The organism is Flavobacterium chungbukense, assembly GCF_020805785.1.
In the GTDB taxonomy this organism is placed as follows: domain Bacteria; phylum Bacteroidota; class Bacteroidia; order Flavobacteriales; family Flavobacteriaceae; genus Flavobacterium; species Flavobacterium chungbukense.
Window position 1 is genome coordinate 290771 of sequence record NZ_JAJGZV010000004.1, and the last position, 26501, is coordinate 317271.

Consider the following 26501-nt stretch of genomic DNA (forward strand, 5'->3'; position numbering starts at 1 on the left):
ACCTTTGGAAGCTTTTTTTATGACTTGAATTTAAAACAAATGAGAAAACTCGAAAACAGTGAACTAGACCGCAAATCAATTGAAGATTTTAAGAAATCTGAAAAAACACCTCTAATATTAGTTTTAGACGATATTAGAAGTCTGCATAATATTGGTTCTGTTTTTAGAACTGCCGATGCGTTTCTGATTGAAAAAATAATCTTATGCGGAATTACTGCAACTCCGCCAAATAAAGAAATTCACAAAACTGCTCTTGGCGCAACCGAAACGGTAACGTGGGAACATCATGAAAATGTTTTGGAAGTTATTGAAAACTTAAAAAAAGAGAATATTTTAACTATGGCTATTGAACAAGTTGAAAGTTCTATTTTTCTTCAGGATTTCGAAATTAAAAAAGATCAAAAATATGCTTTAGTTTTTGGAAATGAAGTTTTTGGAGTTTCTCAAGAAGCCGTTGCTATTTGCGATGGATGTATTGAAATTCCACAACTCGGAACTAAACATTCTCTTAATATTTCTGTAAGTGCCGGAATTGTAGTTTGGGATTTGTTTCAAAAAATAAACTGGCCAAATAACAATTAAAGAATATTTTCACATTATAAATGTGATTTTAACATATTTCTAACGCATTAAATGTTAGAAATATAAAAATATTTTTTTATTATTATAAAATTGATACTTTTATAAAATGAAAAAATACATTTTCTTAAAAATATCAATTTTATTTATTTTACTGCTTTCCGGTTCTACCGGATTTGCACAATATACTTCCATTCCTGATCCTAACTTCGAACAAGCTTTGATTGATTTCGGGATTGACGTTGGTCCTAGAGATGGCCAGGTTTTAACATCAAGTGCTGTAAGCGTAATTAGTTTAAATATTTCCAACAGAGGAATTACAAACTTAAGTGGTATAGAAGATTTTGTTTCTTTAAAAGAATTGTATTGTGTTCAAAACCCAATATTTACTTTAGATCTTTCCAAAAATATCGCTTTGACCAATTTGAGTTGCAGCCTAACTCAGTTGTCTAGTTTAGATCTTTCTAAAAATGTTGCTTTAAAAGAATTTGAATGTGAAAAGACCAATTTAACCAGTTTGGATCTTTCTAAAAATATTGCACTTACAAAACTATATTGCGCTGAGAATAAATTAACGATTTTAGATTTATCTAAAAATACACTGCTAGATTTTGTTCAATGTAACAAAAACCAAATAACTACCTTAGATGTTTCGACTTGTACTGTTTTAAATCATTTAAATTGTGGTGATAATCTAATAACGAGTCTTAACTTAAGTTCTAGTGCGATTTTAACCAATTTAGAATGTAGTAATAATAAATTATCAAGCTTAGATGTTACAAACAATCCTGCTTTAATTAATATTTATTGTAGCCACAACCAAATAACTGCATTAGATTTCTCCAAAAACATAGCTATTGAACGTTTATTAATAGATGACAACCAGCTTACTAAATTGGATTTAAGAAACGGTAAAAACACTTTGCTTTCTATTGGTAATTTTAAAATAAATAGTTCCCTCACCTGCATAGATGTTGATAACGAGATTTATTCGATGACAAATTGGTCAACTTATAAAGATGGAAGCGCTTTTTATTCTAACGATTGCAGCAAAGTTATTTACAGCATACCAGAATTAAACGCAACAGGAGACCAAACTTACTGTCCAGGTTCTGAAATAAAGATAGTAGAAACATTTTCAATTGCGCACGATCCAAACGAAACAGGAACAACAGCTGGTTATGTTCAAATTTCTTCTGGTTATTCTAGCGGAGATCAGCTTCTGCTTTCAAATTCAACTGCGTATCCAACAATCGTAACGCAATGGGATGATGTAGCTGGAAAACTAACAATTACCAAATCAAACGGAAGCGAGATTTTATACTCTGATTTAGAATCGATTATAAAAGACATTGTATTTTCAAATCCTTCTGCAACAATATCTGGCACAAAAACTTTTTCAATAACAATTGGAAAAGCTAATTTTTTGGCCTCTACAGGTCACTTTTACATGTACATTCCTATCGCTGGCATTAGATGGTCTACTGCAAAAGCAGAAGCAGAAACTCTTGTATATTATGGACTTAAAGGATATTTGGCCACAATTTTATCTGCGGACGAAGCAAAATTAGTTGGAGAACAAGCTTCTGGAACTGGATGGATTGGCGGAAGTGATGCCGAAACTGAAGGTGTTTGGAAATGGGTTACAGGTCCTGAAGCTGGAACTATTTTTTGGAATGGAAATGCAAATGGTTCAACTCCCAATTTTGCCTTTTGGAATACTGGAGAGCCAAATCAGAGAGGCGATGAAGATTATGCCCATATTACACAACCAGGAGTTGGAATTAAAGGCTCTTGGAACGACATCTCAAACACAGGAGATCCTACTGGTAATTACCAGCCAAAAGGCTACGTTGTTGAGTTTGGAGGAATGCCTGGCGAAGCTCCGGTAAAAATTGCCGCGAGCACCAAAATCACAATTCCAGTTGCAACGCCTGCTGCAAATCCGAGTCCGCTTTGTGATTTTGGAAGCTTTAATTTTAGCGCAACTGCGACTGCTGGAGCAACAATTAGTTGGTATGACGCCGCAACTGGAGGAAATTTATTAGGAACTGGAAATACTTATACAACTCCAACAATAAACACAACAACAACTTATTATGTAGATGCTGGCTGCGAAGTAAATCGTAAACCTGTTATTGCTACTATAAATCAAACTCCAAATAACCCAACTGCTACTAACACAACCGTTTCTAGATGCGGTGCAGGAACGGTAACTCTTGAAGCTTTATCAAATATTGGAACAATCAATTGGTTTACTGCTTCAACTGGAGGAACAAGTATCTTTACAGGAAGCAATTTCATAACTCCTTCTATTTCTTCCAATACAACTTATTATGCCGAAGCTTCGAGCAATGGATGTATAAATCCTAATAGAACCGCTATCGACATTATTATTTATGCACCGCCAGTTGTTACCGACGAAACTTTGACTTTATGCCAATTTGAAACCATAACTCTTGATGCTGGAATTTCTGGAATGAATTATTTATGGTCTAACGGAACGACAACTCAAACTACTACCGTAAATACAGGAGGAACTTATACCGTTGATGTAACAAGCCCAGCACCAGAAAATTGTACAAGCAAAAAAACAATCGTTGTTGAAGAACACAAAATTCCGCAAATAGACCGTGTAAATGTAGAAGGAACAAGAGCCATTATTTTCCCTGTTAAAGCAGAAGATTATTTTGAATATTCGGTAGACGGAATTAATTATCAAGCTTCTAACATTTTCTACGATGTTCCTGCTGGATTACATACTGCATATATACGAGAAAAAAGCGGTTGCGGCGAACACACCAAACAATTTGTAGTACTTGTTTTCCCTCCTTTCTTTACTCCAAACAATGATACTTATAATGATGTTTGGGAAGTAACCGGAATGGAAAATTATCCGCAAGCACAAGTAACCATTTATGATCGATATGGAAAGCTGGTAGCGCAATTAAGTAAATCTAAAATGACCTGGGACGGTACTTTTAACCAAACTCCTCTTCCTTCTTCAGATTATTGGTATGCTTTAAAAATAGATGATACAATGCCAATTTTAAAAGGGCATTTTACTTTGAAAAGATAGTTTTTAATGAGAGAATATATCAATTTGATAATTAGATAATTTTAAAAAATGCAAAAATAATTATCAAATTTTCTAATTTTCTAATTGACACATTAGCGTAGCTTTTTCTTGATTTCGTTTAAAATAAAAATATAGTCTTCGTGTCTTTTTACAAAATCACGATCAGAAACATCCACAATCAAAACATTCAAATCTGTTTGCGATTTTATGTATTCTAAATAACCATTATTGATTTTTTCTAAATAAGAAGCCTTTATATTTTGTTCGTAAGCACGCCCGCGTTTTTTGATGTTTTGCAAAAGGCGTTCGGTATTCTGATACAGATAAACATATAGATCTGGTTTTGGCATTTCTTTGTAAATAATATCGAATAAATTTCTATAAAGACGATATTCATCTTCCTGCAACGTAATTTTCGCAAAAATCAATGACTTGAAAATATGATAATCGGCTACAATAAAATCTTTAAACAAATCAAATTGCGCCAAATCATCTGATAATTGCTGGTAACGGTCGGCCAGAAAAGACATTTCTAAAGGAAAAGCATATCGGTTTTGATCCTTATAAAATTTAGGCAAAAACGGATTATCAGCAAATCTTTCTAAAACTGTTTTTCCGTTAAAATCTTCTGCTATCTTATGAACTAAAGTAGTTTTTCCAGCACCAATATTGCCTTCAAAAGCAACATAATTAAATTGGTTTAACGAAATTTCATCAAGCGGGCTTTTCAAATCTTGCACTACTGTACAAACACTGTCATCTGGTGTAGTAGCAATTAATTCAGAAATTGTTTTTTGAAGGATTGGATGTTTCCAATTTAATTTCAAATCCTGTATCGGAAGTAATACAAAATTTCTGTTCTGCATTAAAGGATGCGGAACCTGAAGTTTTTCTGAATCAATAATTTCATCATCAAAAACAATCAAATCAACATCTATAATTCTAGATTGATAACCTTCTTGATTCGAACGGATTCTTCCTAGCTCCTTTTCAACTTTTAAAATCTGATTTAAAATCTTTTGTGCAGATGAATTCGTGTATAAAAGAAGTGCACAATTATAAAAAGCATCACTTTCAAAACCCCATGCAGGAGTTTCATAAAGTTTTGAAACTTTGATAACAGACCCAACTTTTTGATGGATTAAATCAATACAATTTTGGATATTTTCTAGTCTGCTGCCTTGGTTGCTGCCTATCGATAAAACGACTTGATGCTGTAATTTCATAATTAATGCAAATTAACTAAAACTATTTTAGAATTAACCAATATATTTGTGAAACGACATCTGGATTTAATCATAAATTTTAGATTTCTAATTTGTAACACTTTGCACTTTTTTGCTACTTATTAAAAAAATATACACATGAAGTTTTTAGGAAATGTACTTGCCACCGTTATTGGTATTTTTGTATTTATGATGCTCTTCTTTTTTGGAGTAATTTTTATTGGCGCTCTTTTTGGCAGTGACAATACCGTTTCTGTTAAATCTGATTCGGTTATCGAATTGAATTTAAAAGAAATCAAAAATGATTACGCAGGAAAATATAAAGATCCTTGGGTAAGTGTCTTCTCAGACAAAAAAGGAATTGGTTTAACCGACGTAATCAATGCTATTGATGCTGCAAAAACTGATGACAACATCAAAGGAATTTCTATTTTAAATGACGAATCTTCACTAGGTCTTGCACAATATAAAGACTTAAGAAATGCTCTTGAAAGATTTAAAAAATCGGGAAAATTTGTTTGGGCTTATGCGAATACGTATTCTCAGAAAGAATATTATTTAAATTCTGTTGCTAATACAGTCTACATCAATCCAGCGGGAGATTTAGACTTTAAAGGTCTTTCTTCTGAAGTAATGTTTTTCAAAGATTTTCAGGATAAATCGGGTATTCATATGGAAGTCATTCGCCACGGAAAATACAAAAGTGCGGTTGAACCTTTCTTAGAAAACAAAATGAGTGATGCCAATAGAGAACAAATGACCGCGCTATTAAACTCTATCTGGACAACTGTTTCAACTGATATTTCAAAAAGTAGAAATATTCCGTTACCGAAATTAAACGAAATCGCAAACGGTCTTTTAGCTAGAACGCCCGAAATGGCAAAACAACAACATTTAGTTGATGTTGTTGCTTACGAAGATGTTTACCACAATGCTATTAAAAAAGCGTTGAAAGTAAAAGGAGACGAAGATTACAACAAAATTTCAATTTCAGATTACACTCAAAACAACGTTACCACTGCTTTAGCTAATACCGCAACAGATGAGATTGCAATTATTTACGCACAAGGCGAAATTGGCAGCGGTGAAGGTGATGTAAATACTATTGGTGAAGGTTCTATGCGTCGTTCTTTGCAAGAAGCTAGAAAGAATGACGATGTTAAAGCAATTGTTCTAAGAATTGACAGTCCAGGAGGAAGTGCTCTAACTTCTGATTTAATCTGGAGAGAAATTGAAATTACTAAAAAAGTAAAACCAGTTGTGGTTTCTATGGGAAATTATGCGGCTTCTGGAGGTTATTATATTGCTTGTAATGCCAATACAATTTTTGCCGAAAACAACACAATTACAGGTTCTATTGGAGTTTTCGGAATGCTTCCGAACTTTAGTCCGCTTGCGAATAGATTAGGAATCAATTCTGAACAAGTTAAAACTCATGAGAATTCATCAAATTACAGTCCGTTTGTGCCTGTTGACGAAAAATTTAAAGCTTTTACTTTAGAAGGAGTTGAGAAAATATACAACACTTTTGTTACGCATGTAGCGGAAGGCAGAAAAATGACTTTCGAACAAGTTGACGCAATTGCTCAAGGTAGAGTTTGGTCTGGAACAGAAGCTAAAAAATTAGGATTAGTGGACAAAATTGGCGGATTGAATGATGCCATTGCAGAAGCAGCCCGAATTGCCAAAATAAAAACATATAGCACTCAAAATTATCCTGAATACGAAAAGACTTTTAATGACTTAATTTCAGGTTTACCTTTTGCAAAATCTAAAGAAGCTTTCTTAAAAGAAGAAATTGGAGAAGAAAACTATCTTCTTATTGAGCAAGTAAAGAAATTTCAAAAACAAAAAGGCGTTCAAGCAATTATGCCTTACGGAATCAACATTTACTAATTAGATGAAGAAATGAACAAAATAATTCTTTTTTTAACGGTTTTGTTTTTGAGTGTTTTAAATGCTCAAACCAAAAAAGAAATTACTTTTAAGGAAAGTCCGGCGATACTTAAAATCAACAACGACCAAATTTACGGAACGTTGACTACGCCAGATTTAACCAAGAAAGTTCCAGTTGCGTTGATTATTGCGGGTTCTGGACCAACAGACAGAAACGGAAATAATCCGATGATGAAAAACAATTCATTGAAAATGTTAGCAGAGGCGCTGGCAAAAGACGGAATTGCATCTTTACGATATGATAAAAGAGCCATCGGAGAAAGTAAAGCTGCTGGAGGTTCAGAGAGCAGTTTGGTTTTTGAAAATTATATTCAAGACGCAAAAAGCTGGATAAACTATTTAAAACAAGATAAACGTTTTTCTAAAATCATTATCATTGGTCATAGCGAAGGTTCCTTAATCGGAATGGTTGCCAGTACAAAGGCAGATAAGTTTGTTTCAATTGCAGGCGCTGGAGAACCAGCAGATCAAATTATAAAAACACAGATTGCTGCAAAAAAAATGAAACAATTGGACGACATGACTTTTCCAATTATTGATAGTTTAAAAAATGGATTTCAGGTTAAAAAGGTAGACCCAATGTTAAATGCACTTTTCAGACCAAGTGTTCAACCCTATTTAATTTCGTGGTTCAAATACAATCCGCAAACGGAAATAAGCAAACTGACAATTCCGGTTTTAATTTTACAAGGAAACAATGATTTGCAAATTGCAGTTAAGGATGCCGAAAATTTATCTAAAGCCAATAAAAGTGCTGAAATGGCGATTATTGACAAAATGAATCACATGATGAAAATCATTGATGGTGATCAAAATGCAAATATGGCAAGCTATAACAACGAAACACTTCCGTTATCGGAAACACTCGTCGAGAAAATTGTTTCATTTATTCAGAAATAATTAAAATAAACAAGATCTAAAATCCGTTTGAAGTAGTTTCGAACGGATTTTTTATTTAATAAAACATAGAGTTATTCTTACAATTTAAGAAAACTTTATCTTGAGACTCTTGTAAAAAAAACTATTTTTGCAAGGTCGATTTTAAGAAACCCTCAAATCTAATTATATGCTAAAGAAAGTTTTAAAAATAAGTGCCATCGTTATTGTGATATTTGTTGCTGCATTATTTGCCTTGCCTTTTTTATTTAAAGATCAGATCAAAGCCAAAATTGTCGAAGCTATTAACGAAAGTGTTGATGCGAAAGTTAGTTTTACAGATGCTGATTTAAGTTTATTTAAAAATTTCCCGAACGCAACTGTTGGGATTGAAAAACTGGTTATTATTAACAAAGCACCTTTTGAAGGTGACACTTTGGTTTCGCTTGGCGAATTAAATTTAAAAATGAGTGTTAAAGAACTTTTTAAAGGAAAAGACGAACCATTAAACATTCAAGGAATTAGTTCTACAAACGGATTAGTAAATATTATTTTCAACAAAGACGGCGTTGGAAACTTTGATATCGCGTTAAAAGATAAGAAAGAGGATAAAAAAGATGAAGCAAGCAAACCGCTTTCTTTAAAAATCCAAAATTACAAAATCGAAAATTTTACTTTTAGATATATCGATCAAGGTTCTAAAATTAAAATGGTAATTGACAGTTTAAATCACGAAGGAACTGGAGATTTTACCAATTCAAAATTAGATTTGAATACCAAAACAACTGCTAAAGTTTCATTGGATCTGGATAAAATGAATTACATGAAAAATGTAAAACTTACTTTAGATGCCATCCTCGGAATTGATTTAGATAAAAGCAAATATACTTTTAAAGAAAATAAAGCTTTAATCAATCAATTGCCTTTAGAGTTTGACGGTTTTATTCAAATGGCTGAGAACAAACAGATTTATGATTTAAAATTTAAAACCCCGACTTCTTCTTTTACAAACTTCTTAGGTTTAATTCCGTCTGCATATGCTTCTAGTTTAGACGGTGTAAAAACCACCGGCGATTTTACCGTAAAAGGTTTTGCAAAAGGAGAATTAACAGAAACTACGGTTCCTAAATTTAATGTCGAAATTGCGTCAAACAACGCCTCTTTCCAATATCCAAATCTTCCGAAATCAGTTCAGAATATTGTTATTGATACTAAAATCATTAATGAAACAGGAATTTTAAACGACACTTACGTGAATTTAGATAAGCTGTCTTTTAGAATCGATCAAGATATTTTTAATGCTAAAGCGAATATCAAAAACATAACTGTAAATCCAATAATTGATGCAGCATTAAAAGGAACAATCAACTTGGCTAATCTTTCAAAAGCGTATCCAATTAAAATGGATAAACCTTTGGCAGGGATTTTAAAAGCCGATGTTACTACCAATTTTGATATGGCTTCTGTTGAAAAAAGTCAATACCAAAACATCAAAAATGCGGGTACAATGAGTTTGTCAGGATTTAAATATACTGATGAAAACAATAAATCAATGAACATCAGCACTGCTTTAGTAGAATTCAATCCGAGCAGAATCAACTTAAAACAATTTGATGCTACAACTGGAAAAAGTGACATTAGCATTAATGGAGTTTTGGAGAATTTCTATGGTTTTATGTTTAAAAAGCAAGAACTGAGAGGAAACTTCAACATGAGTTCAAATCAATTGGCGGTTGATGATTTTATGACTTCTGGAGAACCTTCAAAAGCAGAAACGAAAACAGCGGCTAAACCAGCTGAAGCCATGAAGATTCCTGCTTTCTTAAACTGTACTTTGAATGCAAAAGCAACAACTGTTTTATATGACAATTTAAAATTAAAAGATGTTTCTGGAAGATTGTTGATTAAAGACGAAAAAGCAACTTTAGAAAATTTCAAAACCAATATTTTTGGAGGATCAATTGGTCTTAACGGAGCAGTTTCTACAAAAGAAAAAGTGCCAACTTTTGATATGAATTTAGGTTTCAATCAAGTTGATATTGCACAGACTTTTACACAATTGGATATGATGAAAAAAATCGCTCCGATTGCTGGAATCATTAACGGAAAATTGAATTCGACTATTAAATTGAATGGAAATTTGGATGCAAAAGAATTAACACCAGATTTAAAATCAATTTCTGGAGATTTAATTGGCCAGTTGCTTTCTACAACGGTAAATTCTCAAAATTCAACTTTACTTAAAGCTTTAAGTTCTAATGTGAAATTTGTTGATTTAAATAAGGTCAATTTGAATGATATTAAAGCCGCTTTGACTTTTGATAATGGAAAAGTAAACATCAAACCTTTTGATATTAAATACCAAGACATTAAAGTAACAGTTGGCGGAACTCACGGTTTTGACCAAACAATGAATTATAACTTAAAATTTGATGTACCAGCTAAATATTTAGGAACGGAAGCCAACAATTTAATCGCTAAATTATCTCCTGCTGATGCATCAAAATTAGATAACATTCCAATTAACGCAACTTTGACTGGAAACTTTTCGAATCCTAAAATAAATACTGATATGAAAACTGCTGTAAGTAATTTGACCACGCAATTGGTAAATCAGCAGAAAGAAAAACTGACTCAAAAAGGTACTTCAGCGCTTACAGATTTAATCAATAAAAACACAAAAGCTAAAGATACAACGCAAGCTGCAAAAGCAGAAAAAGAACAAAAAACTCAAGAAGTTACTAAAAAAGCAAGTGATTTATTGAATGGTCTTTTTAAGAAAAAGAATCCGTAATTTTTAAGATGCTAAGGTTCTAAGGGACTGAGGCGCTAAGGTTTTATTATCATAAAAAATCCTGTTCGTAAGAACAGGATTTTCTTTTTTATATATCGTAATTCTACTTTTTTAGAACTTTTTTTATTGCTTTTATAAAATCTGGAACACCTAAAACGTTTGTATCTAAACCCAAACTTCCGTTTCCGTAAGGCTCATATTTTTTCATATTCGAACCAGAAAACAAACCTAATGTAGGCGCTTTTGCAGCACTTGACAAATGCATAATGCCACTGTCTGCTCCAACAAAAACATCTACATTGGCTAAAACAGATCCAATTTCTCTAATATCTTTACTATAAAAAGTAGGCGCTTCAAAATTGATTTGAGAAACATTTTCTACTGGTAAAACTTCAAAAATATTCTCGTCTGGAAATTCGTTTTTCAAAACGGTATAAAATTCTGCCCACCAATCAGTACTGTAGCATTTCTCTCCTGTAGCAAAGGTAAAAATTGCAATTGTTCTTTTGTTCGGATCAATAATTTTATCTAGAGTTTGCTTTCCGTTTGCTATTTCGTCTTTTGATAATTTCAAATCAATTAGCGCAACAGGTTCACTTTTATCTTCAACTCCAACCTGACTTAAAAAATGTCTGAAATTGTAAACTGGATATTTTGCAATGTGTTCGTAATCTGAATGATTTAAATTAACTCCTTCAGGCAGATTTCCGAAAAATTTATATTTTGCAGTTGAAAATTTTACGCCAAGTCTTCCGGATGAAGAATTCTGATCTACATTTATGGCGAGATCATAATTTTGTTTTCTAATTAAAGTCCAAACTTTAAAGTACTTTATTAATTCTTTAAAAGGTTTTTTAGGAAGATGAATAATCTTATCTACATTATCGTAGTTTTCAAAAACAATTGGCGCAAGAGTGCCTTTTACAAACACATCAATTTTACATCCAGGAAAAGTTTTAGTTACTTCTTCAACCAATGGAGTAATCAAAAGCATATTTCCCAATCTTCCGTTTGGTCTGCAGATCAGAACTTTTTTAATCTTGCTTTTATCAATTGGCTCAATATTTCTAATGTCTAAATTTCCAACATTCTTGGTTAAACTCTGCATTAGAGAACGCCTAAAAGCGTTGACTTTTTTTTTGCTACTCATGTGGTATTTGTTTTGTACTAATTGTTTTTGAAACGTTAATTTGCTTTAGCATACCAAAGCTATAATTATTTCATCAATTAATTAACACAAAACGATCAAATAAATTGTAATTTTTAAATTAAAATAATTTTAATCTAAAAAAAGATAACAATTTAATAATAAAACCTTACACATTTATCGTTACAACGTACCCTTCAGAACCACGCACATTAAATACAGTACCATTTTCAAACAATAAGTATTGCCCTTTAATTCCAGTTAGTTTTCCGCTGAAAGAAGGTGTTTTATCCAAATTTAAACTATTTACTTTTGGAGGATAACTCAAAACAGGATAATTTAGCTCATAAACATCATTTTTTTGAGCGTAAAAATAATCTTTAACCTCAGCAGGAATTAAATTCTCCACTTTTGATTTCTCAAGAATTAAATCACAACCTTCAGCCGTACATTGCAACATTTTGCGCCAATTGGTTTTATCTGCATAATGATCTTTTAGCGCTACCTCAGTAATTCCAGCCAAATATCGATTTGGAACCTCAACAATTGCAATGGCCTGTGTTGCTCCTTGGTCAATCCATCTCGTCGGAACTTGGGTTTTACGGGTAACCCCAACTTTGATTTCACTTGATAAAGCCAGATAAACAACGTGTGGTTGCAATTGGACTTTAGATTCGTATTCTAAATCTCTATCAGCAACTCCTAAATGTGCCGTACTCAATTCTGGTCGCATAATCCAGTCACCAACCGCGGGACTAGAGTAAAAACAATCGTAACAAAAACCTTGTCGGTAGATTTTTTTCTTTTTACTGCAATTCAAACACTGATAACCTATAAAGTTAATTTCAATTTCTTTATCCAATAATTGATTGACATTTAAAAAACTATCTTCGAAAACCAAATAATATTGAATTGGACTTCCAAGTTCGGTTTGCATTTTTGTCAGGACACCTTGATATTGCATTCGTATTTTTATTTATTATTGCTGATTTAGATTTATCAAAAGAATTATTTTTTTGTGTTAAAATTCGGGTTATTAGTTAGAATCTTTACCTCAAATCGAATGGTTTTTTACAAAAAAACACTATTTTTGATATGAAGACAAAGTTACTATTTGTCTCTCGATATTCAAATTTTAAGTTTTCTGTTTTTACGTTAATTGCGTAACTTAAAACCTAAAATCAGTTAACTAAAAAACAAATTCATGCCTTTATCTATAATCAATTCGTTTGCATCTTGGGTTCTTAAACAAAGAATTCATCAAATAGAACTTTTTTTAAAATACCCAAATGAAGTTCAGGAAGAATTATTGCACAACTTATTGACGGCATCTGAAAATACGATTATTGGTAAACAATATGATTTTGCCAGCATCAACTCCTATCAGACATTTTCAGAAAGAGTTCCAATATCAACTTATGAAGAACTACAGCCACTTATAGAACGTACGCGTTTGGGCGAACAAAACGTTTTTTGGGAGACTCCAATTAAATGGTTTGCAAAATCTAGTGGCACAACCAATGCAAAAAGCAAATTTATTCCTGTAAGTAATGAAGCCTTAGAAGATTGTCATTATAAAGGAAGTAAAGATTTATTATGTCTTTATTTGAACAACAATGAAGATTCTGAATTGTTTTTAGGAAAAAGTCTTCGATTGGGCGGAAGTTCTCAAATTTACGAAAACAACAATACTTTCTTTGGGGATTTATCGGCAATTTTAATTGAAAATATGCCTATTTGGGCCGAATTTAGCAGTACCCCAAGCAGTAAAACTTCGTTAATGAGCGAATGGGAAACTAAAATGGCCGCAATTATTAACGAAACTAAAAATGAAAACGTTACGAGTTTTGCCGGTGTTCCTTCTTGGATGCTAGTTTTAATGAATAAGGTTTTAGAAAATACAGGCAAACAAAATTTATTGGAACTTTGGCCAAATCTTGAGGTGTATTTTCATGGAGGTGTAAGTTTTTCTCCATACAAAGAACAATACAAAAAAATTCTACCAAGTTCAGATTTTAAATACTACGAAATTTACAATGCTTCTGAAGGTTTTTTTGCCATCCAGGATTTGAACTACTCCAGTGATTTATTGCTGATGCTAGACTATGGAATTTTCTACGAATTTATTCCGATGGATACTTATGGAACTCCTAATCAAAAAGTTGTTCGTTTAGCAGATGTTGAATTAAATAAAAACTACGCAATTGTTATTACAACCAATTCTGGTTTATGGCGTTATTTAATTGGTGATACGGTTCGTTTTACATCTTTAAATCCGTATCGAATTAGAGTCACAGGAAGAACCAAACATCATATCAATGTTTTTGGTGAAGAATTAATGGTGGAAAATACCGATCAGGCAATTGCAAAAGCATGTCAGGTAACTCAAACAGAAGTAATTGATTACACGGTTGCTCCAATTTTTATGCAAGACAAGGAAAAAGGTGCACACGAATGGATGATTGAATTTAAGAAACATCCTGCCGATGTTGGTCTTTTCCAAAAAGTTCTGGACGAAACGCTACAAACTTTAAATTCTGATTACGAAGCTAAGCGCTACAATAATATGACTTTAAATCCTTTGGTGATTAATGTTGCGCGTGAGAATTTATTTTATGATTGGTTGAAAGAAAGAGATAAATTAGGCGGTCAGCATAAGATTCCAAGACTTTCTAATCAGAGAGATTATTTGGAGCAATTGAAGGAAATGTGTTAATTTATTATATTATTAGAAACATGAAGAATACAAAATTCAGCGATATGAGTACCGAAGAACTCATTAAAAATCAGAAAACATTGAAAACAGTTAATACTATTTTTGCTGTGGTGTTATTTATGCTTTTTGCTCTCAATATTTTCATTGTTTTCAACAAAGGTTTTAGTGCTATGAATGTTGTTCCGATTGCTTTGTTACCTATTCTATTTTTGAATATTAGTAATTTAAAGGAGATTAAGAAGGAATTGGAATCGAGGAAATAGCAATTAAAATTTACTGAAATAAAACGATTCACAACTTGAATTGCCTCTAGCTTTAGCTAGTGGTTATAAATACAATTGCTGTTGGCTTTAGATAAAATTCGCTTTGATTGTTAATTTGGCTAAAGCCGAAAATCAATTTCAATCAATTTTCCTCCAGCTAAAGCAGGAGGCAATTCAATTAAAACTTCTTTTTAAATTTCATTTTTCTTTTGGAATAGATAATTCCACTAAACTCGCATGAGGGATAGAAGTGGAAATCCTTTTTGTTTTTTCTTTAAAAACAAAAAGATTGGAACGGATAGCCCGACCCGGAGGGACATGCCCATAAAAAAAACCTCAGCTCTTTTAAAAGACGGAGGTTTTTGTTTTTATTTTGATTGTCGAGTTTCTTGTGGAGATTTCTCCTTCGTCGAAATGACAATATTGTGTTGAACTCTTCGACTTCGCTCAGGGTGACAAACTAGATTTTACATCATATCAATATATCTGTCGTGGTATCCTAAAAGATATAGAACACCATCAAGACCTAAACTTGAGATAGACGTTGAAGCGCTTTCTTTTACTTTTGGTTTGGCGTGGAAGGCGATTCCAAGACCAGCTAAGTTTAGCATTGGCAAATCGTTTGCGCCGTCTCCAACTGCGATGGTTTGGTTGATGTGAATTCCTTCTTTTTCGGCAATTGCTTTTAAGTATTCTGCTTTTTTCTGACCGTCTACAATATCACCTAAATATTTACCGGTTAATTTACCGTCTATAATTTCCAGCTGATTGGCGTGAACGTAATCTATTCCTAGTTCTTTTTGCAAGTATTCTCCAAAATAGGTAAATCCTCCTGAAAGAATTGCGGTTTTATAACCGTAATATTTTAAGGCTTTCATTAAACGATGTGCGCCTTGCGTAATTGGCAAATTGATGGCAACATTTTGCAAAACTTCTTCGCTTAAACCTTCAAGCAAAGCCATACGTTTTTTGAAACTTTCGTTGAAATCAATTTCACCATTCATAGCAGATTCTGTAATTGCTCTAACTTGTTCTCCTACTCCATTCAATTCTGCCAATTCGTCGATTACCTCAGTTTGGATTAAAGTTGAATCCATATCAAAGCAAACCAAACGGCGGTTTCTTCTATAAATATTATCTTCTTGGAAAGAAATGTCAACATTAAGCGTTCTGGAAATTTCCATAAAGCTTGCTGTCATAATAATTTTGTTTACAATTTCTCCAGTTACAGACAATTGAATACAAGAGCGAGGATATTCTTCTTTATCAACAACAGAAGTTCTTCCCGTTAAACGAATAATCGAATCAATATTTAGATTTTGATCTGACATTATTTGGGTCACTGCAGACAGTTGAGAAGCCGCCAACTTTTCGCCTAAAATATTGATGATGTAACGTTGTTTAGATTGTGATTTTACCCACTTTTCATAATCTTCAATAGAAATCGGAATAAATTTTACTTTTATTTCTAATTCGTAGGCTTTAAACAATAAATCTTTTAAAACTGGCGCTGACGAAGAACCTGCGGCAATTTCGAACAAAATTCCTAAAGAAAGTGTATCATGAATATCGGCTTGACCAATATCTAATATATTGGCATCGTATGTTGCCAAAACAGCTGTTAAACCTGCTGTAACTCCAATTTTATCGTGTCCTGAAACTTTTAATAAAATTATTTCTTTATCTTCTGCTGCCATTTTCTTTCTTGAATTTTGAAGCGACAAAAATCGACAATCTATTGTTGATAAAAAAGAATAATCATTGTTTTTTTAAAACGAAAAAGCACATTTTCATGTGCTTTTTTGAGTAATTTAACAATTATACTTTAGTATTAAAATAACTTAACTTTAAAATTCTCCTACTGGCGGGTTTTTATCAAAACTTACCATCCAGTTCACTCCGAATTTGTCTTTAAACATGCCGAAATAAGATCCCCAGAAAGTATCGTTCATTGCCATCTCTACATGTCCTCCAGCCGAAAGTCCACTAAAGATTTTATCTGCTTCTTCTCTGCTTTCTGTATTAATGGAAATTGAAAAATTATCTCCAAAACCTACATCTCCGTATCTCGGATGACTGTCACTTCCCATTAAAATAGTATTTCCAATAGGAAGCGAAACATGCATAATTCGATTTAACGCTTCCTCAGAAAGTACTTCTCCTTCTTCTGCGGGTGCATCTTTATATTTTCCAATGTATGGAAAATCTCCACCAAAAACTGACTTGTAAAACAAAAATGCCTCTTCGCAAGTTCCGTTAAACATTAAATAAGGATTAATTGCTGCCATTTTTTTAATTGTTAATTGTTGATTATAAATTGTTAATGCCTTCGTATTCTATTCTTCAGACAATTCTTTAATTTTTTCCAGCCCTTTAGGAAACGCTTCTTTGAAATAGTCGATATGTTTTTCAATTACATCAACTTCTGCTTGAAGATCTATCTCATCTCCTTTTTGAGTCAGTCTATAGGTTTCCATTGCTCCCACCCATTTCTGCGTTTCTTCATTTGGCGGAACTTCTTTAAAATCTTTAATTTCACCCATATGCTTAAATGCCATGTACTCATTTGGAATTTTAGTTTCAATAATACTATTCATTCCTTCTCCTGTCGGGCCTAAAAAATAAATTTTATCTCCTTCTTTCCAATTCGTTTCAACGTAGCTCCCTTCACAAAAAGCACTTGTCCACTTTCTGTATGTTTCGTCATCCCATAAAACTTTCCAAATCTTTTCTTTAGAAGCTTTAATATCAATATTGAATACTAATTTTTCCATCTTAACTCGGTAATTTACTAAAGTCCATAAATAAAACATTCCAACGATGACCATCCAAATCGGCAAAACCGCAACCGTACATCCAGCCTTGACTTTCGGCAGGAGGTGCAAAAATAGTTCCGCCGGCTTCCTCCACTTTTTTAGCCAATTCGTCTACTTCTTCTCTGTTTTCTGCATCAATAGAAATCAGTAGTTCAGAGTTAGATTTTGTATCAGTAAGACCGTTTTGAGAAAAACTCGAAAAAAGCATTTCCTCAAAAAGCATTACAACAAAATGCCCTTCGCCTACAACCATGCACGTCGAACTTGGCGTGTCATGCTGTTCATTAAACGAAAAACCAATTTTCCAGAAAAAATCTTTCGCTTTTGCCACATCCTTTACAGGAAGATTCAACCATATTTGCTTTGTCATTTTTTGTTTTTTTGTTGGGTTAGATATTTATTTTTTTCTTTTTTAAACCATATAAGTAATGTAAGCTATTTTAAGTTTTTAATCTTTTAACCTTTGTCACTTTGTTTCTTTGCACCTTAGAATCTTAGTTATTCTCTACGTAATTTTTAAAATTATCTAAAATCGCTTGCCAGCCTGCGCGTTGCATTTCTTCTGGATTTTGCGATTCTGGATCAAAACTTTCAATTATTTCCACTCCGCCCGAAGTTTCATTAAAAGTAATTTCAACCTTTCTTCCGTCTGCCATAACGTACGAAAGCGCTTCATTTGGTTTTACCAAAGTAAATTCGCCTTCAAAGTCAAAACTCATGCTGCCGTCCTTAGCCGCCATAGTCGATTTGAATTTTCCTCCTTCTCTTAAATCAGCTTCTGCATAAGGCGTATGCCAATCTGGTGAAGCAAAACTCCATTTTGTAATATGTTCAGGCGTATTCCAGAAATTCCAAACTTTGTCTAGCGATGCCTTTATGGTGCTTTTTATTGTTATCATTTTTATATCTTTTAATAATTTAGTATTGAATTTAATTTTTACATCTCATTTGGAATCTGACTTTCATTCATATAGAAGACTTCCCAATGATGTCCATCTAAATCAAGAAAAGTTCTTTGATACATCCATCCATAATCTTTTGCAGGAATGTAATCTGTTCCACCAGTTTTTACTGCTTTATCAATCATTTCATCAACTTGTTCACGAGAATCTAGAGAAATTGAAATAAGAACTTCACTTGTTGTGGTAGAATCACAAATCTGCTTATAGGTAAAGGTTTTATAAAACTCTTCTACCAAAATCATTACAAATATATTTTCGTCAATAACTATGCAAGCTCCCTTTTCGTTTGTGAATTTTGGATTGGTCGAAAAACCAAGTCCGTTGTAAAAAGACACTGCCTTGTTTAAATCTTTTACGGCAAGATTTAAGAAGATTTTTGTTTTCATCTTTATAAAATTACGAATTAATTAAAACAAATTTAATTTTTTAAGATTAGTTTAAAATGCTAATAAAAGTCATTTTTAGGGGCATTTGAGACAAAATACTTATTTTTGTTAGGCAATAAACCTTCAAAAACAATCAAAATCATGAGCAAGAAATTAGGATTAATAGTGCCTCACGACTACAAATTATTAAGTATTGCAGCTATTTTAGAAGTATTCGAAACTACCAATAAATTGAGTTCTGGAACTGAAAAACCATTCGAAATCATGCTTTTTCAATCCAAAGAACAGTCTGATCAGGGAAATATTTTTGGTTACACTTCTAACCATGTTGAAACTTCAGATATTATTTTAGACCTGATTTTGATCCCAGCTTTTACAACTGATAATATGGGAGAAATGATTAAAAAAAACAGAAACTTCATTCCATGGTTGCAAAAGCAGCATCAAAACGGAGCCGAATTGGCAAGTTTTTGTACTGGAGCTTTTTTGTTTGCCGCTTCTGGTTTGTTGAACGAAAAATTAGCCACAACACATGTCGATGCTTGCAGTGCTTTTACAAAGGCATTTCCGTTGGTAAAATTGAAAGCTGAGGAAACCTTGACAGCCGATGGAAGCTTATATACCAGCGGAGGATCAACCTCAACTTTTCATTTATTGATTCTTTTGGTTCAAAAATTCTGTGGAAACGAAATGGCAGTTAATATTGCTAAAATTTTCTCTATCGATTTAAATCGTTATAAACAAAGCTATTTCAGCACTTTCAGACCCAATCACTTACACAATGATTCTCTAGTTGCTATGCTGCAGCAAAAAATTGAAAGCCAGTATCATTCTATAGAAAAGCTTGAAGAAATTACTAAAGACATTCCGACGAGCGCCAGAAACATGACAAGACGTTTTAAACAAGTGACAGGAATTCCGCCAATTGAATATCTACAAAATATAAGAGTTGAAAGTTCCAAGAAATATTTGGAACAAACACAACTTTCGATTTCAGAAATTATCGAAAAAACAGGTTACAATGATCCGAAAGCTTTTAGAAAAGTCTTTTACAAAATGGTTGGCATGAAACCAATTGAATATAGAGAGAAATTTAGAGTGCAATAATTTTTACTGTAGTGACGCAGAAAACACTTAGGATTTAATAACCCACATCAGCATTTTTTTGTTGGTTTTCAGTAATTCATCAATTTCTTTCATTGCTTCATTTGAAACAGCCGGACAACCCCAACCTTCTGGAGTTCCTTCAGGATAAACTTCATTATTTGGAATTGCATCCCAAGAGTGCAAAACAATGGCACGGCTTCTAGCATTAGAATTTGTTTTGTCTTTTCCCTGCAAAACATAATTAACTTTTATTCCCCACTGACTTACACCGCGATCTAAAATCACATATTTTCCAAGCGACGAACAATGCGAATCAAATTCGTTACTAATCTGTGGTTTTTCTTTTGATGAAGTTCTTCCCCATTGATTATCGCCACAACCGTGGCTTACCATATAGGATTTACAAACCGCTTTCTTTTTAAAATCGTAAACAAAAAATCTTTTATAACCGGAATGCAATCCTAAATCAATTAAAATAAATTTATTCAGATTGAGATTTTTTGTTTTGCAGTATTGTTGTGCTTCTTTATAATAGTCATTGTAATTGATTTCTACACGGGAATCTGCTGTTGAAACTATTTCTTTTTTATTTTCATTTTTAAAAACATCAGCTTCTTTTTTTTCTTTATTACAAGAAAAAATCAGAGACAGACAAATTATAAAAATCATTTTTTTCATGTTTACATTTACATAAAAGAGAAACGAAAATCGAACTTAAAAAGTATAAAAAAACCTATTCAAATAATGAATAGGTTTTCTATAATTAAAACTCTTTTACAAAGTAAAGCGTTTTATAATTTAAGAAGCAATCTCCATACGCTTCAATAAGTTTTTACTCAAAGTATGTTCTGCGTATTCTTTATCAATTGACAAAGTTGTATCGTCAGAACTTGGTAATTCGTACATTGCATCTGTTAAGATAGCTTCACATAACGAACGTAATCCACGCGCTCCTAATTTGTATTCTAAAGCTTTATCTACAATAAAATCTAAAGCTTCGTCTGTAATAACAAATTCAACATCATCCATTAAAAATAATTTTTGATATTGTTTTACTAATGCATTTTTAGGTTGCGTTAAGATAGCACGAAGTGTTTCTTTATCTAAAGGATCCATGTGCGTTAACACTGGCAAACGACCAATAATCTCTGGAATCAATCCGAAATCTTTAATATCTTTTGGAATGATATATTGCAGTAAATTGTCTTTGTCAATATTATCTACATTTTTAGAAGTCGAATAACCAACTGCCTGACGGTTTAAACGTTTTGAAATAATACGCTCAACTCCATCAAAAGCTCCACCTGCAATAAACAAGATGTTTTGAGTATTTACCTCAACAAATTTCTGGTCTGGATGTTTACGTCCTCCTTTTGGCGGTACATTTACAACTGTTCCTTCTAATAATTTAAGTAAAGCTTGTTGAACTCCTTCTCCAGAAACGTCACGTGTAATTGATGGATTATCGCTTTTACGAGCAATTTTATCAATTTCATCAATAAATACGATTCCTCTTTCTGCTTTAGCTACGTCATAATCTGCAGCTTGAAGCAAACGAGTTAAGATACTTTCAACATCTTCTCCAACATAACCTGCTTCTGTTAATACTGTTGCATCAACAATTGCTAAAGGAACATCTAACATTTTAGCAATAGTTTTTGCTACCAATGTTTTTCCTGTTCCGGTTTGACCAACCATGATGATGTTACTTTTTTCAATCTCAACTTCGTCGTCTAACTGCTGTTGCATTAAACGTTTGTAGTGATTGTAAACCGCAACCGACATCACTTTTTTAGTCTGATCCTGACCAATAACATATTGATCTAGGAAAGCTCTAATTTCTTTTGGCTTCTTCAAGATTAAGTCACCAACCAATTTTGTGCTTCCGCTAGATTTTAATTCTTCTAAAACAATTCCGTGCGCCTGCTCAATACACTTATCACAAATATGGGCATTGATACCTGCAATTAATAAATTAGTTTCTGGCTTCTTTCTTCCACAAAACGAACATTCTAATACTACTTTTGCCATTCTTTATTTAAGTTACTAAGCTGCAAAGATACTAAGTTTCTAAGCTTTTTAATCTAAAACTTAAAAACTTAACTTCTTTACAGCTTAATATTTTTATTTTTTATTTGATTTTAAAATCACAAAGAACACTTAGTCCCGAAGCTTTGGGATAGTGTCTTAGCAACTTAGAAGCTAAAAAATTATCCTCTTCTTAATACTTCATCAATCATTCCGTATTCTTTTGCTTCGTCAGCAATCATCCAGTAATCACGCTCACTGTCTTTGTGAACTCTTTCGAAAGACTGGCCAGAATGTTGTGAAATAATATGGTATAACTCGTCTTTTAGTTTCAACATTTCACGTAAGTTGATTTCCATATCTGTCGCAACACCTTGTGCACCTCCAGATGGCTGGTGAATCATTACGCGAGAATGTGGTAGAGCAGAACGTTTTCCTGCTGCTCCTGCACATAATAAAACTGCCCCCATAGAAGCTGCCATTCCTGTACAAATTGTAGCAACGTCTGGTTTAATATATTGCATAGTATCGTAAATTCCTAAACCTGCATAAACACTTCCTCCTGGAGAGTTTAAATAAATCTGAATGTCTTTTGATGCATCTGCACTTTCTAAGAATAATAACTGCGCCTGTACAACATTTGCAATCTGGTCATCGATACCAGTTCCTAAAAAGATGATTCTATCCATCATTAATCTTGAGAAAACGTCTAAGATTGAAACATTTAATTGACGTTCTTCGATAATATTTGGAGTTAAATTCGTCGGCGTCATTGCGCTGATGATTTTATCATAATATAAGCTATTTACTCCGTGGTGCTTTGTAGCAAAATTTTTGAATTCTTTACCGTAGTTCATATTTTTAGTTTAAAGTTGAAAAGTCTAAAGTCAGCAAGTGACTTAAACGGATAAGACAAAGTTCATACCTTTTTATAAAGGATGCCAATTTGTCTTCTTTTTTTTAAGATGCCAAGATTCTAAGGCACTAAGATTCTAAGTTTTTTTTATTACGAAACGTTTCCCAATTTGAACCTAAAACAAAAAAAAAGAACGTCAACAGAATAAAAATCCATTGACGTTCAAATATAATTATTTTTATCTTTCAGTTTCTGTAATAAAATCTTAATTTTTAAAAAGTATACTTCTTAAACTTTCGACTTTATAACCTTAGACTTTCAGATTAAAATTTATTCTCCGTAAGAAGCAGCAATAAATTCTTCGTAAGTAACCTCTTTAGTTGTAGGGTTTGCTTTTTCTTTGAAAATATCTAACATTTTAGCTGCTACAACTTGCTCAGAAAGTCTTTTTACTTCATCTTGATTAGATAAAACTCTAGCCACAATTCCTTGAACTTCTTCTTCAGTTGGATTTGTTTGACCAAATTGAGCCATTTGTTGTCTGATTGCGCCTGATGTAAACTCTTTTAAATCTTCAAAATTAATTTGAATATTGCTTTGAGCTAATGCTTTTCCTTCGATTAATTGGAAACGTAAACCTTTTTCAGATCTTGCGTATTCAACTTCAGCTTCTTCTGCAGAAAGTTTTTTCTCTCCAACAGTTTGTAGCCATTTTTTAAGGAATTCAGCTGGTAAATCGAATTTAGTGTTTTCGATCAAGAAATCTTGAACATCTAATAATAATTTTTGGTCAGCTTGCTGTGCGAATTGTGCTTCAGCATCTTCTTTAATTTTAGCTTTTAAATCATCTAAAGAAGCTACTTTTCCTTCACCAAAAAGTTTATCAAATAATTCTTGGTTTAATTCAGCTGGCTCAGAACCGTTAATTGCTTCGATAGTAAAGTTTACTTCAACATCTAAACCGTGAACACCTTCGTGACCTACTTTTAAGTAATCCATTAATTGGTGATCGTCATCAAATAAACCTTTTGTGCTTACTGTAACAACATCTCCAACTTTTTTACCTACGAATTGTTTTTGAGCTTTTTTGCTAAATGCATCTACAGAAATTGTAGTTGTATTATTGATTCCGCTTGCTTCGTTAGAAAAAGTTCCAGTTAAGTCAGATTTTGCATCAGATACTTCTTGAGGAATTGCTTTACCAAATTGTTTTTGGATACGCTCAACTTGTCCGTCGATTAATTTATCGTCAGCAGTAACGATATATTTTACGATATTATTTTTAGCTTCAAGATCAATTTCGAAGTTTGGCACTAAACCAATTTCGTATTCGAAAGTTAATTCTTCAGCATCCCAATCAAAGTTTTCGTTTACTTTAGCAAGAGGAGTTCCTAAAAGATTTAATCTTTCAGATTGAATATAACGCTCTAAAGCCAAATCAACTACTTTTTTAATCTCTTCTTGTTTAATACCTTTTCCGTATTGTTTTTCAACAAGATCTTTAGGCACAGCGCCTTTTCTAAATCCTTTTACTTGCGCTAAAGGCATTTTTTCGTTAATTCTTTTGGCTACTTGACCTTTATAATCCATATGAACAACGTTCATAACAATTGTCTCGTTTACAGCGTCTATTGCTACTCTTTTAATATCCATCTTCTTCTTTAATTTACATAATAAAATTGGGTCGCAAAATTATAAAATTTTTGCAACCCAACCAAGTTTTTAATCTATTGTATTTGAACCAGTTTTAATCTGCTCCATTTGTTTTATTTATCGTCTCCCAGTATTTTATAGGTAATAGATTGTAGAACCGACAAAATAACACTAAAAATCAATGCCGTCCAGAAAGAATTGACCTCAAAACCTCCAACGATTTTAGTACATAACAAAATAATTATGGCATTGATTACCAACAAAAACAATCCAAGCGTTACAAAGGTAACCGGTAAGGTTAACAACACTAAAATTGGTTTTATAAAAATATTCAGTAATCCTAAAACTACTGCCACAATTACTGCAGTACCAAAACTTGCCACGTGAACCCCAGTTAAAAGGTTAGACAGCAACAGAACTAAAGCAGCGGTAACAAGGAGTCTAAGTAATAATTTCATAGTTTTTCAGGTTTTAAAATTTATTTAAAAGTAATAAATTTTTCAATAAGGTACTTATTCTTTTAAAAACTCTGTTGTGAGCTCGAAGAACATTTTTGGATTTTCTGCATGGAGCCAATGACCAGCATTTGGAATGGTTTCTAATTTTAAATTTGGAAAATGTTGACGAATTGAATCAATATCAGCATCTTGAACATAACCAGAATTTCCGCCTCTTATAAATAAAGTTGGCTTATCAAAAACTAAATTGTCTGGCAAGGGCTTTCCAATTGCATCTAAATTAGCGTTAAAAGCTTCAAGGTTAAATCTAAAAGCTAATTGCCCTGGCTCTTTCCAGTATAAATTCTTCAACAAAAACTGACGTGTTCCAAAATCAGAAACATACTGTGATACTATTTCTTCAACATCATTTCGACTTGGTTTTACAGAAAAATCAACAGCGTTCAATCCTGACAAAATTTCCTGATGATGCTGTTTATAGAATTTTGGACCAATATCTGCCACAATTAATTTATCAACTAATTCTGGATGTGTAGTTGCAAAAAGCATGGCTACTTTTCCTCCCATCGAATGACCAAGAATATCAATTCTAGTTAAATTATTCGCCTGACAATACTCATATACATCTTGAACCATAGCTTCATAACTCCATTCGTCAGAATGAAAACTGCGCCCGTGATTTCTTAAATCTAAAATATGAACTTGAAACCCAGCTTCTACATATTGACCTGCTAGTGTTTTCCAGTTGTCCGACATTCCAAGAAATCCATGCATGATGACAAATGGCTTTCCTTCACCTTCTATTTTTGAATAAAGCATATTTTATTTTTTAGTCCGAAGAATTACTTCAATTTATTTAAATACATATTTACCACATTGTCTAAACCAAGATAAAGTGCTTCTGAAATTAAAGCATGCCCTATTGATACTTCTAATAGTCCAGGAATATTTTGCTTAAAAAACTGAATATTATCTAAACTTAAATCATGGCCTGCATTAATTCCTAAACCTAATTCGTTTGCCAACTCAGCAGCCTTTATATAAGGATCAATTCCATTTTTATTCCCTAAATCATATTGATGGGCAAAGGCTTCGGTATACAACTCAATTCGGTCCGTTCCTGTTTTTTTTGCTCCTTCAATAACTTCTAAAACTGGATCAACAAAAATAGAAGTTCTGATTCCGTTTCTTTGAAATTCCTGAATTACTTCTGTTAAATATTCTTGATTTTTAATGGTATCCCAACCTGCAGAAGATGTGATTGCACCAATTGCATCTGGAACCAATGTTACCTGATCTGGTTTGCATTCTAAAACCAAATCAATAAAATTATGCTGAGGATTTCCTTCAATATTATATTCTGTTGTAACAATTGCTTTTAAATCGCGAGCATCCTGATAACGAATATGGCGTTCATCTGGACGTGGATGTATGGTGATACCTTGTCCTCCAAAACGCTGAATATCTTTAGCTACTTTTAATAAATCAGGGACATTTCCTCCGCGAGCATTTCTAAGGGTTGCAATTTTATTGATATTTACACTTAACTTTGTCATATAAATAGATAATTAATTCTAGTAACATTATATTTGTTACGAC

General features: G+C 32.7%; 24 protein-coding genes. 8 read left to right on the plus strand and 16 right to left on the minus strand.

The genetic code is table 11. From position 1 onward, the window contains the following. Window positions 1-39: 39 nt before the first annotated feature. Together LL966_RS15245 and LL966_RS15250 are read left to right on the plus strand one after the other, a co-directional pair. On the plus strand, window positions 40-582 hold the full coding sequence (locus tag LL966_RS15245) for an RNA methyltransferase (protein WP_229354452.1): 543 nt from the start codon (window positions 40-42) through the stop codon (window positions 580-582). A gap of 106 nt (window positions 583-688) precedes the next feature. After that, a complete protein-coding gene (locus LL966_RS15250; RefSeq protein ID WP_229354453.1) occupies window positions 689-3658 on the plus strand; it encodes an Ig-like domain-containing protein in 2970 nt (989 codons plus the stop codon). A gap of 92 nt (window positions 3659-3750) precedes the next feature. On the opposite strand, the gene folK is transcribed toward LL966_RS15250, so the two are convergent. Next, on the minus strand, window positions 3751-4884 hold the full coding sequence (gene folK, locus LL966_RS15255; RefSeq protein ID WP_229354454.1) for a 2-amino-4-hydroxy-6-hydroxymethyldihydropteridine diphosphokinase: 1134 nt from the start codon (window positions 4882-4884) through the stop codon (window positions 3751-3753). Window positions 4885-5022: 138 nt separating this feature from the next. Here folK and sppA point away from each other — a divergent pair, with 138 nt between their 5' ends. The 3 genes from sppA (at window position 5023) to LL966_RS15270 (ending at window position 10510) form a co-directional block, all read left to right on the plus strand. Beyond that, window positions 5023-6780 (plus strand): signal peptide peptidase SppA, encoded by a 1758-nt coding sequence (sppA, locus tag LL966_RS15260; RefSeq protein WP_229354456.1) that lies wholly within the window; start codon window positions 5023-5025, stop codon window positions 6778-6780. Between the two features lie 12 nt (window positions 6781-6792). Then, window positions 6793-7740: an alpha/beta hydrolase family protein gene (locus tag LL966_RS15265; RefSeq protein ID WP_229354457.1), complete on the plus strand. Its 948-nt coding sequence runs from the start codon at window positions 6793-6795 to the stop codon at window positions 7738-7740. 166 nt (window positions 7741-7906) lie between these two features. Then, a complete protein-coding gene (locus LL966_RS15270; RefSeq protein ID WP_229354458.1) occupies window positions 7907-10510 on the plus strand; it encodes an AsmA-like C-terminal region-containing protein in 2604 nt (867 codons plus the stop codon). A gap of 103 nt (window positions 10511-10613) precedes the next feature. Here LL966_RS15270 and LL966_RS15275 read toward each other — a convergent pair whose 3' ends face one another. Together LL966_RS15275 and LL966_RS15280 are read right to left on the minus strand one after the other, a co-directional pair. Further along, window positions 10614-11660 (minus strand): glycosyltransferase family 9 protein, encoded by a 1047-nt coding sequence (locus LL966_RS15275; protein WP_229354459.1) that lies wholly within the window; start codon window positions 11658-11660, stop codon window positions 10614-10616. A 166-nt stretch (window positions 11661-11826) separates the two neighbouring features. Beyond that, entirely contained in the window at window positions 11827-12621 is a 795-nt protein-coding gene (locus LL966_RS15280) for a DUF2797 domain-containing protein (protein ID WP_229354460.1), read from the minus strand. A gap of 240 nt (window positions 12622-12861) precedes the next feature. Between LL966_RS15280 and LL966_RS15285 the strand changes: the two genes are divergently transcribed. Together LL966_RS15285 and LL966_RS15290 are read left to right on the plus strand one after the other, a co-directional pair. After that, a complete protein-coding gene (locus tag LL966_RS15285) occupies window positions 12862-14373 on the plus strand; it encodes a GH3 auxin-responsive promoter family protein (protein WP_229354461.1) in 1512 nt (503 codons plus the stop codon). 20 nt (window positions 14374-14393) lie between these two features. Continuing rightward, on the plus strand, window positions 14394-14636 hold the full coding sequence (locus tag LL966_RS15290; RefSeq protein WP_229354462.1) for a redox-active disulfide protein 2: 243 nt from the start codon (window positions 14394-14396) through the stop codon (window positions 14634-14636). A 467-nt stretch (window positions 14637-15103) separates the two neighbouring features. Here LL966_RS15290 and serB read toward each other — a convergent pair whose 3' ends face one another. From serB to LL966_RS15320, 6 genes are all read right to left on the minus strand, one after another. Continuing rightward, window positions 15104-16333: a phosphoserine phosphatase SerB gene (serB, locus tag LL966_RS15295; RefSeq protein ID WP_229354463.1), complete on the minus strand. Its 1230-nt coding sequence runs from the start codon at window positions 16331-16333 to the stop codon at window positions 15104-15106. Between the two features lie 150 nt (window positions 16334-16483). After that, a complete protein-coding gene (locus LL966_RS15300) occupies window positions 16484-16924 on the minus strand; it encodes a VOC family protein (protein ID WP_229354465.1) in 441 nt (146 codons plus the stop codon). A gap of 48 nt (window positions 16925-16972) precedes the next feature. Next, window positions 16973-17410 carry an SRPBCC family protein gene (locus LL966_RS15305; protein WP_229354467.1) on the minus strand — a complete coding sequence of 146 codons (438 nt, stop codon included), beginning with the start codon at window positions 17408-17410 and terminating at the stop codon, window positions 16973-16975. A gap of 1 nt (window position 17411) precedes the next feature. Continuing rightward, window positions 17412-17822, minus strand: a complete 411-nt coding sequence (locus LL966_RS15310) for a VOC family protein (protein WP_229354469.1) — start codon at window positions 17820-17822, stop codon at window positions 17412-17414. Window positions 17823-17946: 124 nt separating this feature from the next. Beyond that, complete coding sequence (locus LL966_RS15315; RefSeq protein WP_229354471.1) at window positions 17947-18351, minus strand: SRPBCC family protein; 405 nt, start codon at window positions 18349-18351, stop codon at window positions 17947-17949. Between the two features lie 38 nt (window positions 18352-18389). Then, window positions 18390-18800: a VOC family protein gene (locus tag LL966_RS15320; protein WP_229354473.1), complete on the minus strand. Its 411-nt coding sequence runs from the start codon at window positions 18798-18800 to the stop codon at window positions 18390-18392. A 141-nt stretch (window positions 18801-18941) separates the two neighbouring features. On the opposite strand from LL966_RS15320, the gene LL966_RS15325 reads away from it, so the two are divergent. Continuing rightward, the gene (locus LL966_RS15325) at window positions 18942-19907 is read left to right on the plus strand and encodes a GlxA family transcriptional regulator (protein ID WP_229354474.1); all 966 of its coding nucleotides are present in this window, start codon (window positions 18942-18944) and stop codon (window positions 19905-19907) included. A 27-nt stretch (window positions 19908-19934) separates the two neighbouring features. Here LL966_RS15325 and LL966_RS15330 read toward each other — a convergent pair whose 3' ends face one another. From LL966_RS15330 to LL966_RS15360, 7 genes are all read right to left on the minus strand, one after another. Beyond that, window positions 19935-20576 (minus strand): murein L,D-transpeptidase catalytic domain-containing protein, encoded by a 642-nt coding sequence (locus tag LL966_RS15330; protein ID WP_229354476.1) that lies wholly within the window; start codon window positions 20574-20576, stop codon window positions 19935-19937. Between the two features lie 129 nt (window positions 20577-20705). After that, on the minus strand, window positions 20706-21938 hold the full coding sequence (gene clpX, locus LL966_RS15335) for an ATP-dependent Clp protease ATP-binding subunit ClpX (RefSeq protein ID WP_229354477.1): 1233 nt from the start codon (window positions 21936-21938) through the stop codon (window positions 20706-20708). Between the two features lie 179 nt (window positions 21939-22117). Next, the gene (gene clpP / locus LL966_RS15340) at window positions 22118-22792 is read right to left on the minus strand and encodes an ATP-dependent Clp endopeptidase proteolytic subunit ClpP (RefSeq protein ID WP_229354478.1); all 675 of its coding nucleotides are present in this window, start codon (window positions 22790-22792) and stop codon (window positions 22118-22120) included. A 329-nt stretch (window positions 22793-23121) separates the two neighbouring features. Next, window positions 23122-24444 carry a trigger factor gene (locus tag LL966_RS15345; protein ID WP_229354479.1) on the minus strand — a complete coding sequence of 441 codons (1323 nt, stop codon included), beginning with the start codon at window positions 24442-24444 and terminating at the stop codon, window positions 23122-23124. Window positions 24445-24557: 113 nt separating this feature from the next. Beyond that, complete coding sequence (locus LL966_RS15350) at window positions 24558-24902, minus strand: phage holin family protein (RefSeq protein ID WP_229354480.1); 345 nt, start codon at window positions 24900-24902, stop codon at window positions 24558-24560. A 54-nt stretch (window positions 24903-24956) separates the two neighbouring features. Continuing rightward, window positions 24957-25721 carry an alpha/beta fold hydrolase gene (locus LL966_RS15355; RefSeq protein WP_229354481.1) on the minus strand — a complete coding sequence of 255 codons (765 nt, stop codon included), beginning with the start codon at window positions 25719-25721 and terminating at the stop codon, window positions 24957-24959. Window positions 25722-25744: 23 nt separating this feature from the next. Beyond that, window positions 25745-26458: a pyridoxine 5'-phosphate synthase gene (locus LL966_RS15360; RefSeq protein WP_229354482.1), complete on the minus strand. Its 714-nt coding sequence runs from the start codon at window positions 26456-26458 to the stop codon at window positions 25745-25747. Window positions 26459-26501: the final 43 nt, after the last annotated feature.

Bases quoted from the DNA above. Each gene is read 5' to 3' on its own strand.
- LL966_RS15345 (WP_229354479.1), bottom strand. From the start codon at position 24,444: ATGGATATTAAAAGAGTAGCAATAGACGCTGTAAACGAGACAATTGTT.
- sppA (WP_229354456.1), top strand. From the start codon at position 5,023: ATGAAGTTTTTAGGAAATGTACTTGCCACCGTTATTGGTATTTTTGTA.
- LL966_RS15330 (WP_229354476.1), bottom strand. From the start codon at position 20,576: ATGATTTTTATAATTTGTCTGTCTCTGATTTTTTCTTGTAATAAAGAA.
- clpX (WP_229354477.1), bottom strand. From the start codon at position 21,938: ATGGCAAAAGTAGTATTAGAATGTTCGTTTTGTGGAAGAAAGAAGCCA.
- LL966_RS15325 (WP_229354474.1), top strand. From the start codon at position 18,942: ATGAGCAAGAAATTAGGATTAATAGTGCCTCACGACTACAAATTATTA.
- LL966_RS15360 (WP_229354482.1), bottom strand. From the start codon at position 26,458: ATGACAAAGTTAAGTGTAAATATCAATAAAATTGCAACCCTTAGAAAT.
- LL966_RS15290 (WP_229354462.1), top strand. From the start codon at position 14,394: ATGAAGAATACAAAATTCAGCGATATGAGTACCGAAGAACTCATTAAA.
- LL966_RS15280 (WP_229354460.1), bottom strand. From the start codon at position 12,621: ATGCAATATCAAGGTGTCCTGACAAAAATGCAAACCGAACTTGGAAGT.
- folK (WP_229354454.1), bottom strand. From the start codon at position 4,884: ATGAAATTACAGCATCAAGTCGTTTTATCGATAGGCAGCAACCAAGGC.
- LL966_RS15270 (WP_229354458.1), top strand. From the start codon at position 7,907: ATGCTAAAGAAAGTTTTAAAAATAAGTGCCATCGTTATTGTGATATTT.
- LL966_RS15275 (WP_229354459.1), bottom strand. From the start codon at position 11,660: ATGAGTAGCAAAAAAAAAGTCAACGCTTTTAGGCGTTCTCTAATGCAG.
- LL966_RS15305 (WP_229354467.1), bottom strand. From the start codon at position 17,410: ATGGAAAAATTAGTATTCAATATTGATATTAAAGCTTCTAAAGAAAAG.
- LL966_RS15285 (WP_229354461.1), top strand. From the start codon at position 12,862: ATGCCTTTATCTATAATCAATTCGTTTGCATCTTGGGTTCTTAAACAA.
- LL966_RS15300 (WP_229354465.1), bottom strand. From the start codon at position 16,924: ATGGCAGCAATTAATCCTTATTTAATGTTTAACGGAACTTGCGAAGAG.
- LL966_RS15320 (WP_229354473.1), bottom strand. From the start codon at position 18,800: ATGAAAACAAAAATCTTCTTAAATCTTGCCGTAAAAGATTTAAACAAG.
- LL966_RS15250 (WP_229354453.1), top strand. From the start codon at position 689: ATGAAAAAATACATTTTCTTAAAAATATCAATTTTATTTATTTTACTG.
- LL966_RS15355 (WP_229354481.1), bottom strand. From the start codon at position 25,721: ATGCTTTATTCAAAAATAGAAGGTGAAGGAAAGCCATTTGTCATCATG.
- LL966_RS15265 (WP_229354457.1), top strand. From the start codon at position 6,793: ATGAACAAAATAATTCTTTTTTTAACGGTTTTGTTTTTGAGTGTTTTA.
- LL966_RS15350 (WP_229354480.1), bottom strand. From the start codon at position 24,902: ATGAAATTATTACTTAGACTCCTTGTTACCGCTGCTTTAGTTCTGTTG.
- LL966_RS15310 (WP_229354469.1), bottom strand. From the start codon at position 17,822: ATGACAAAGCAAATATGGTTGAATCTTCCTGTAAAGGATGTGGCAAAA.
- clpP (WP_229354478.1), bottom strand. From the start codon at position 22,792: ATGAACTACGGTAAAGAATTCAAAAATTTTGCTACAAAGCACCACGGA.
- LL966_RS15315 (WP_229354471.1), bottom strand. From the start codon at position 18,351: ATGATAACAATAAAAAGCACCATAAAGGCATCGCTAGACAAAGTTTGG.
- serB (WP_229354463.1), bottom strand. From the start codon at position 16,333: ATGGCAGCAGAAGATAAAGAAATAATTTTATTAAAAGTTTCAGGACAC.
- LL966_RS15245 (WP_229354452.1), top strand. From the start codon at position 40: ATGAGAAAACTCGAAAACAGTGAACTAGACCGCAAATCAATTGAAGAT.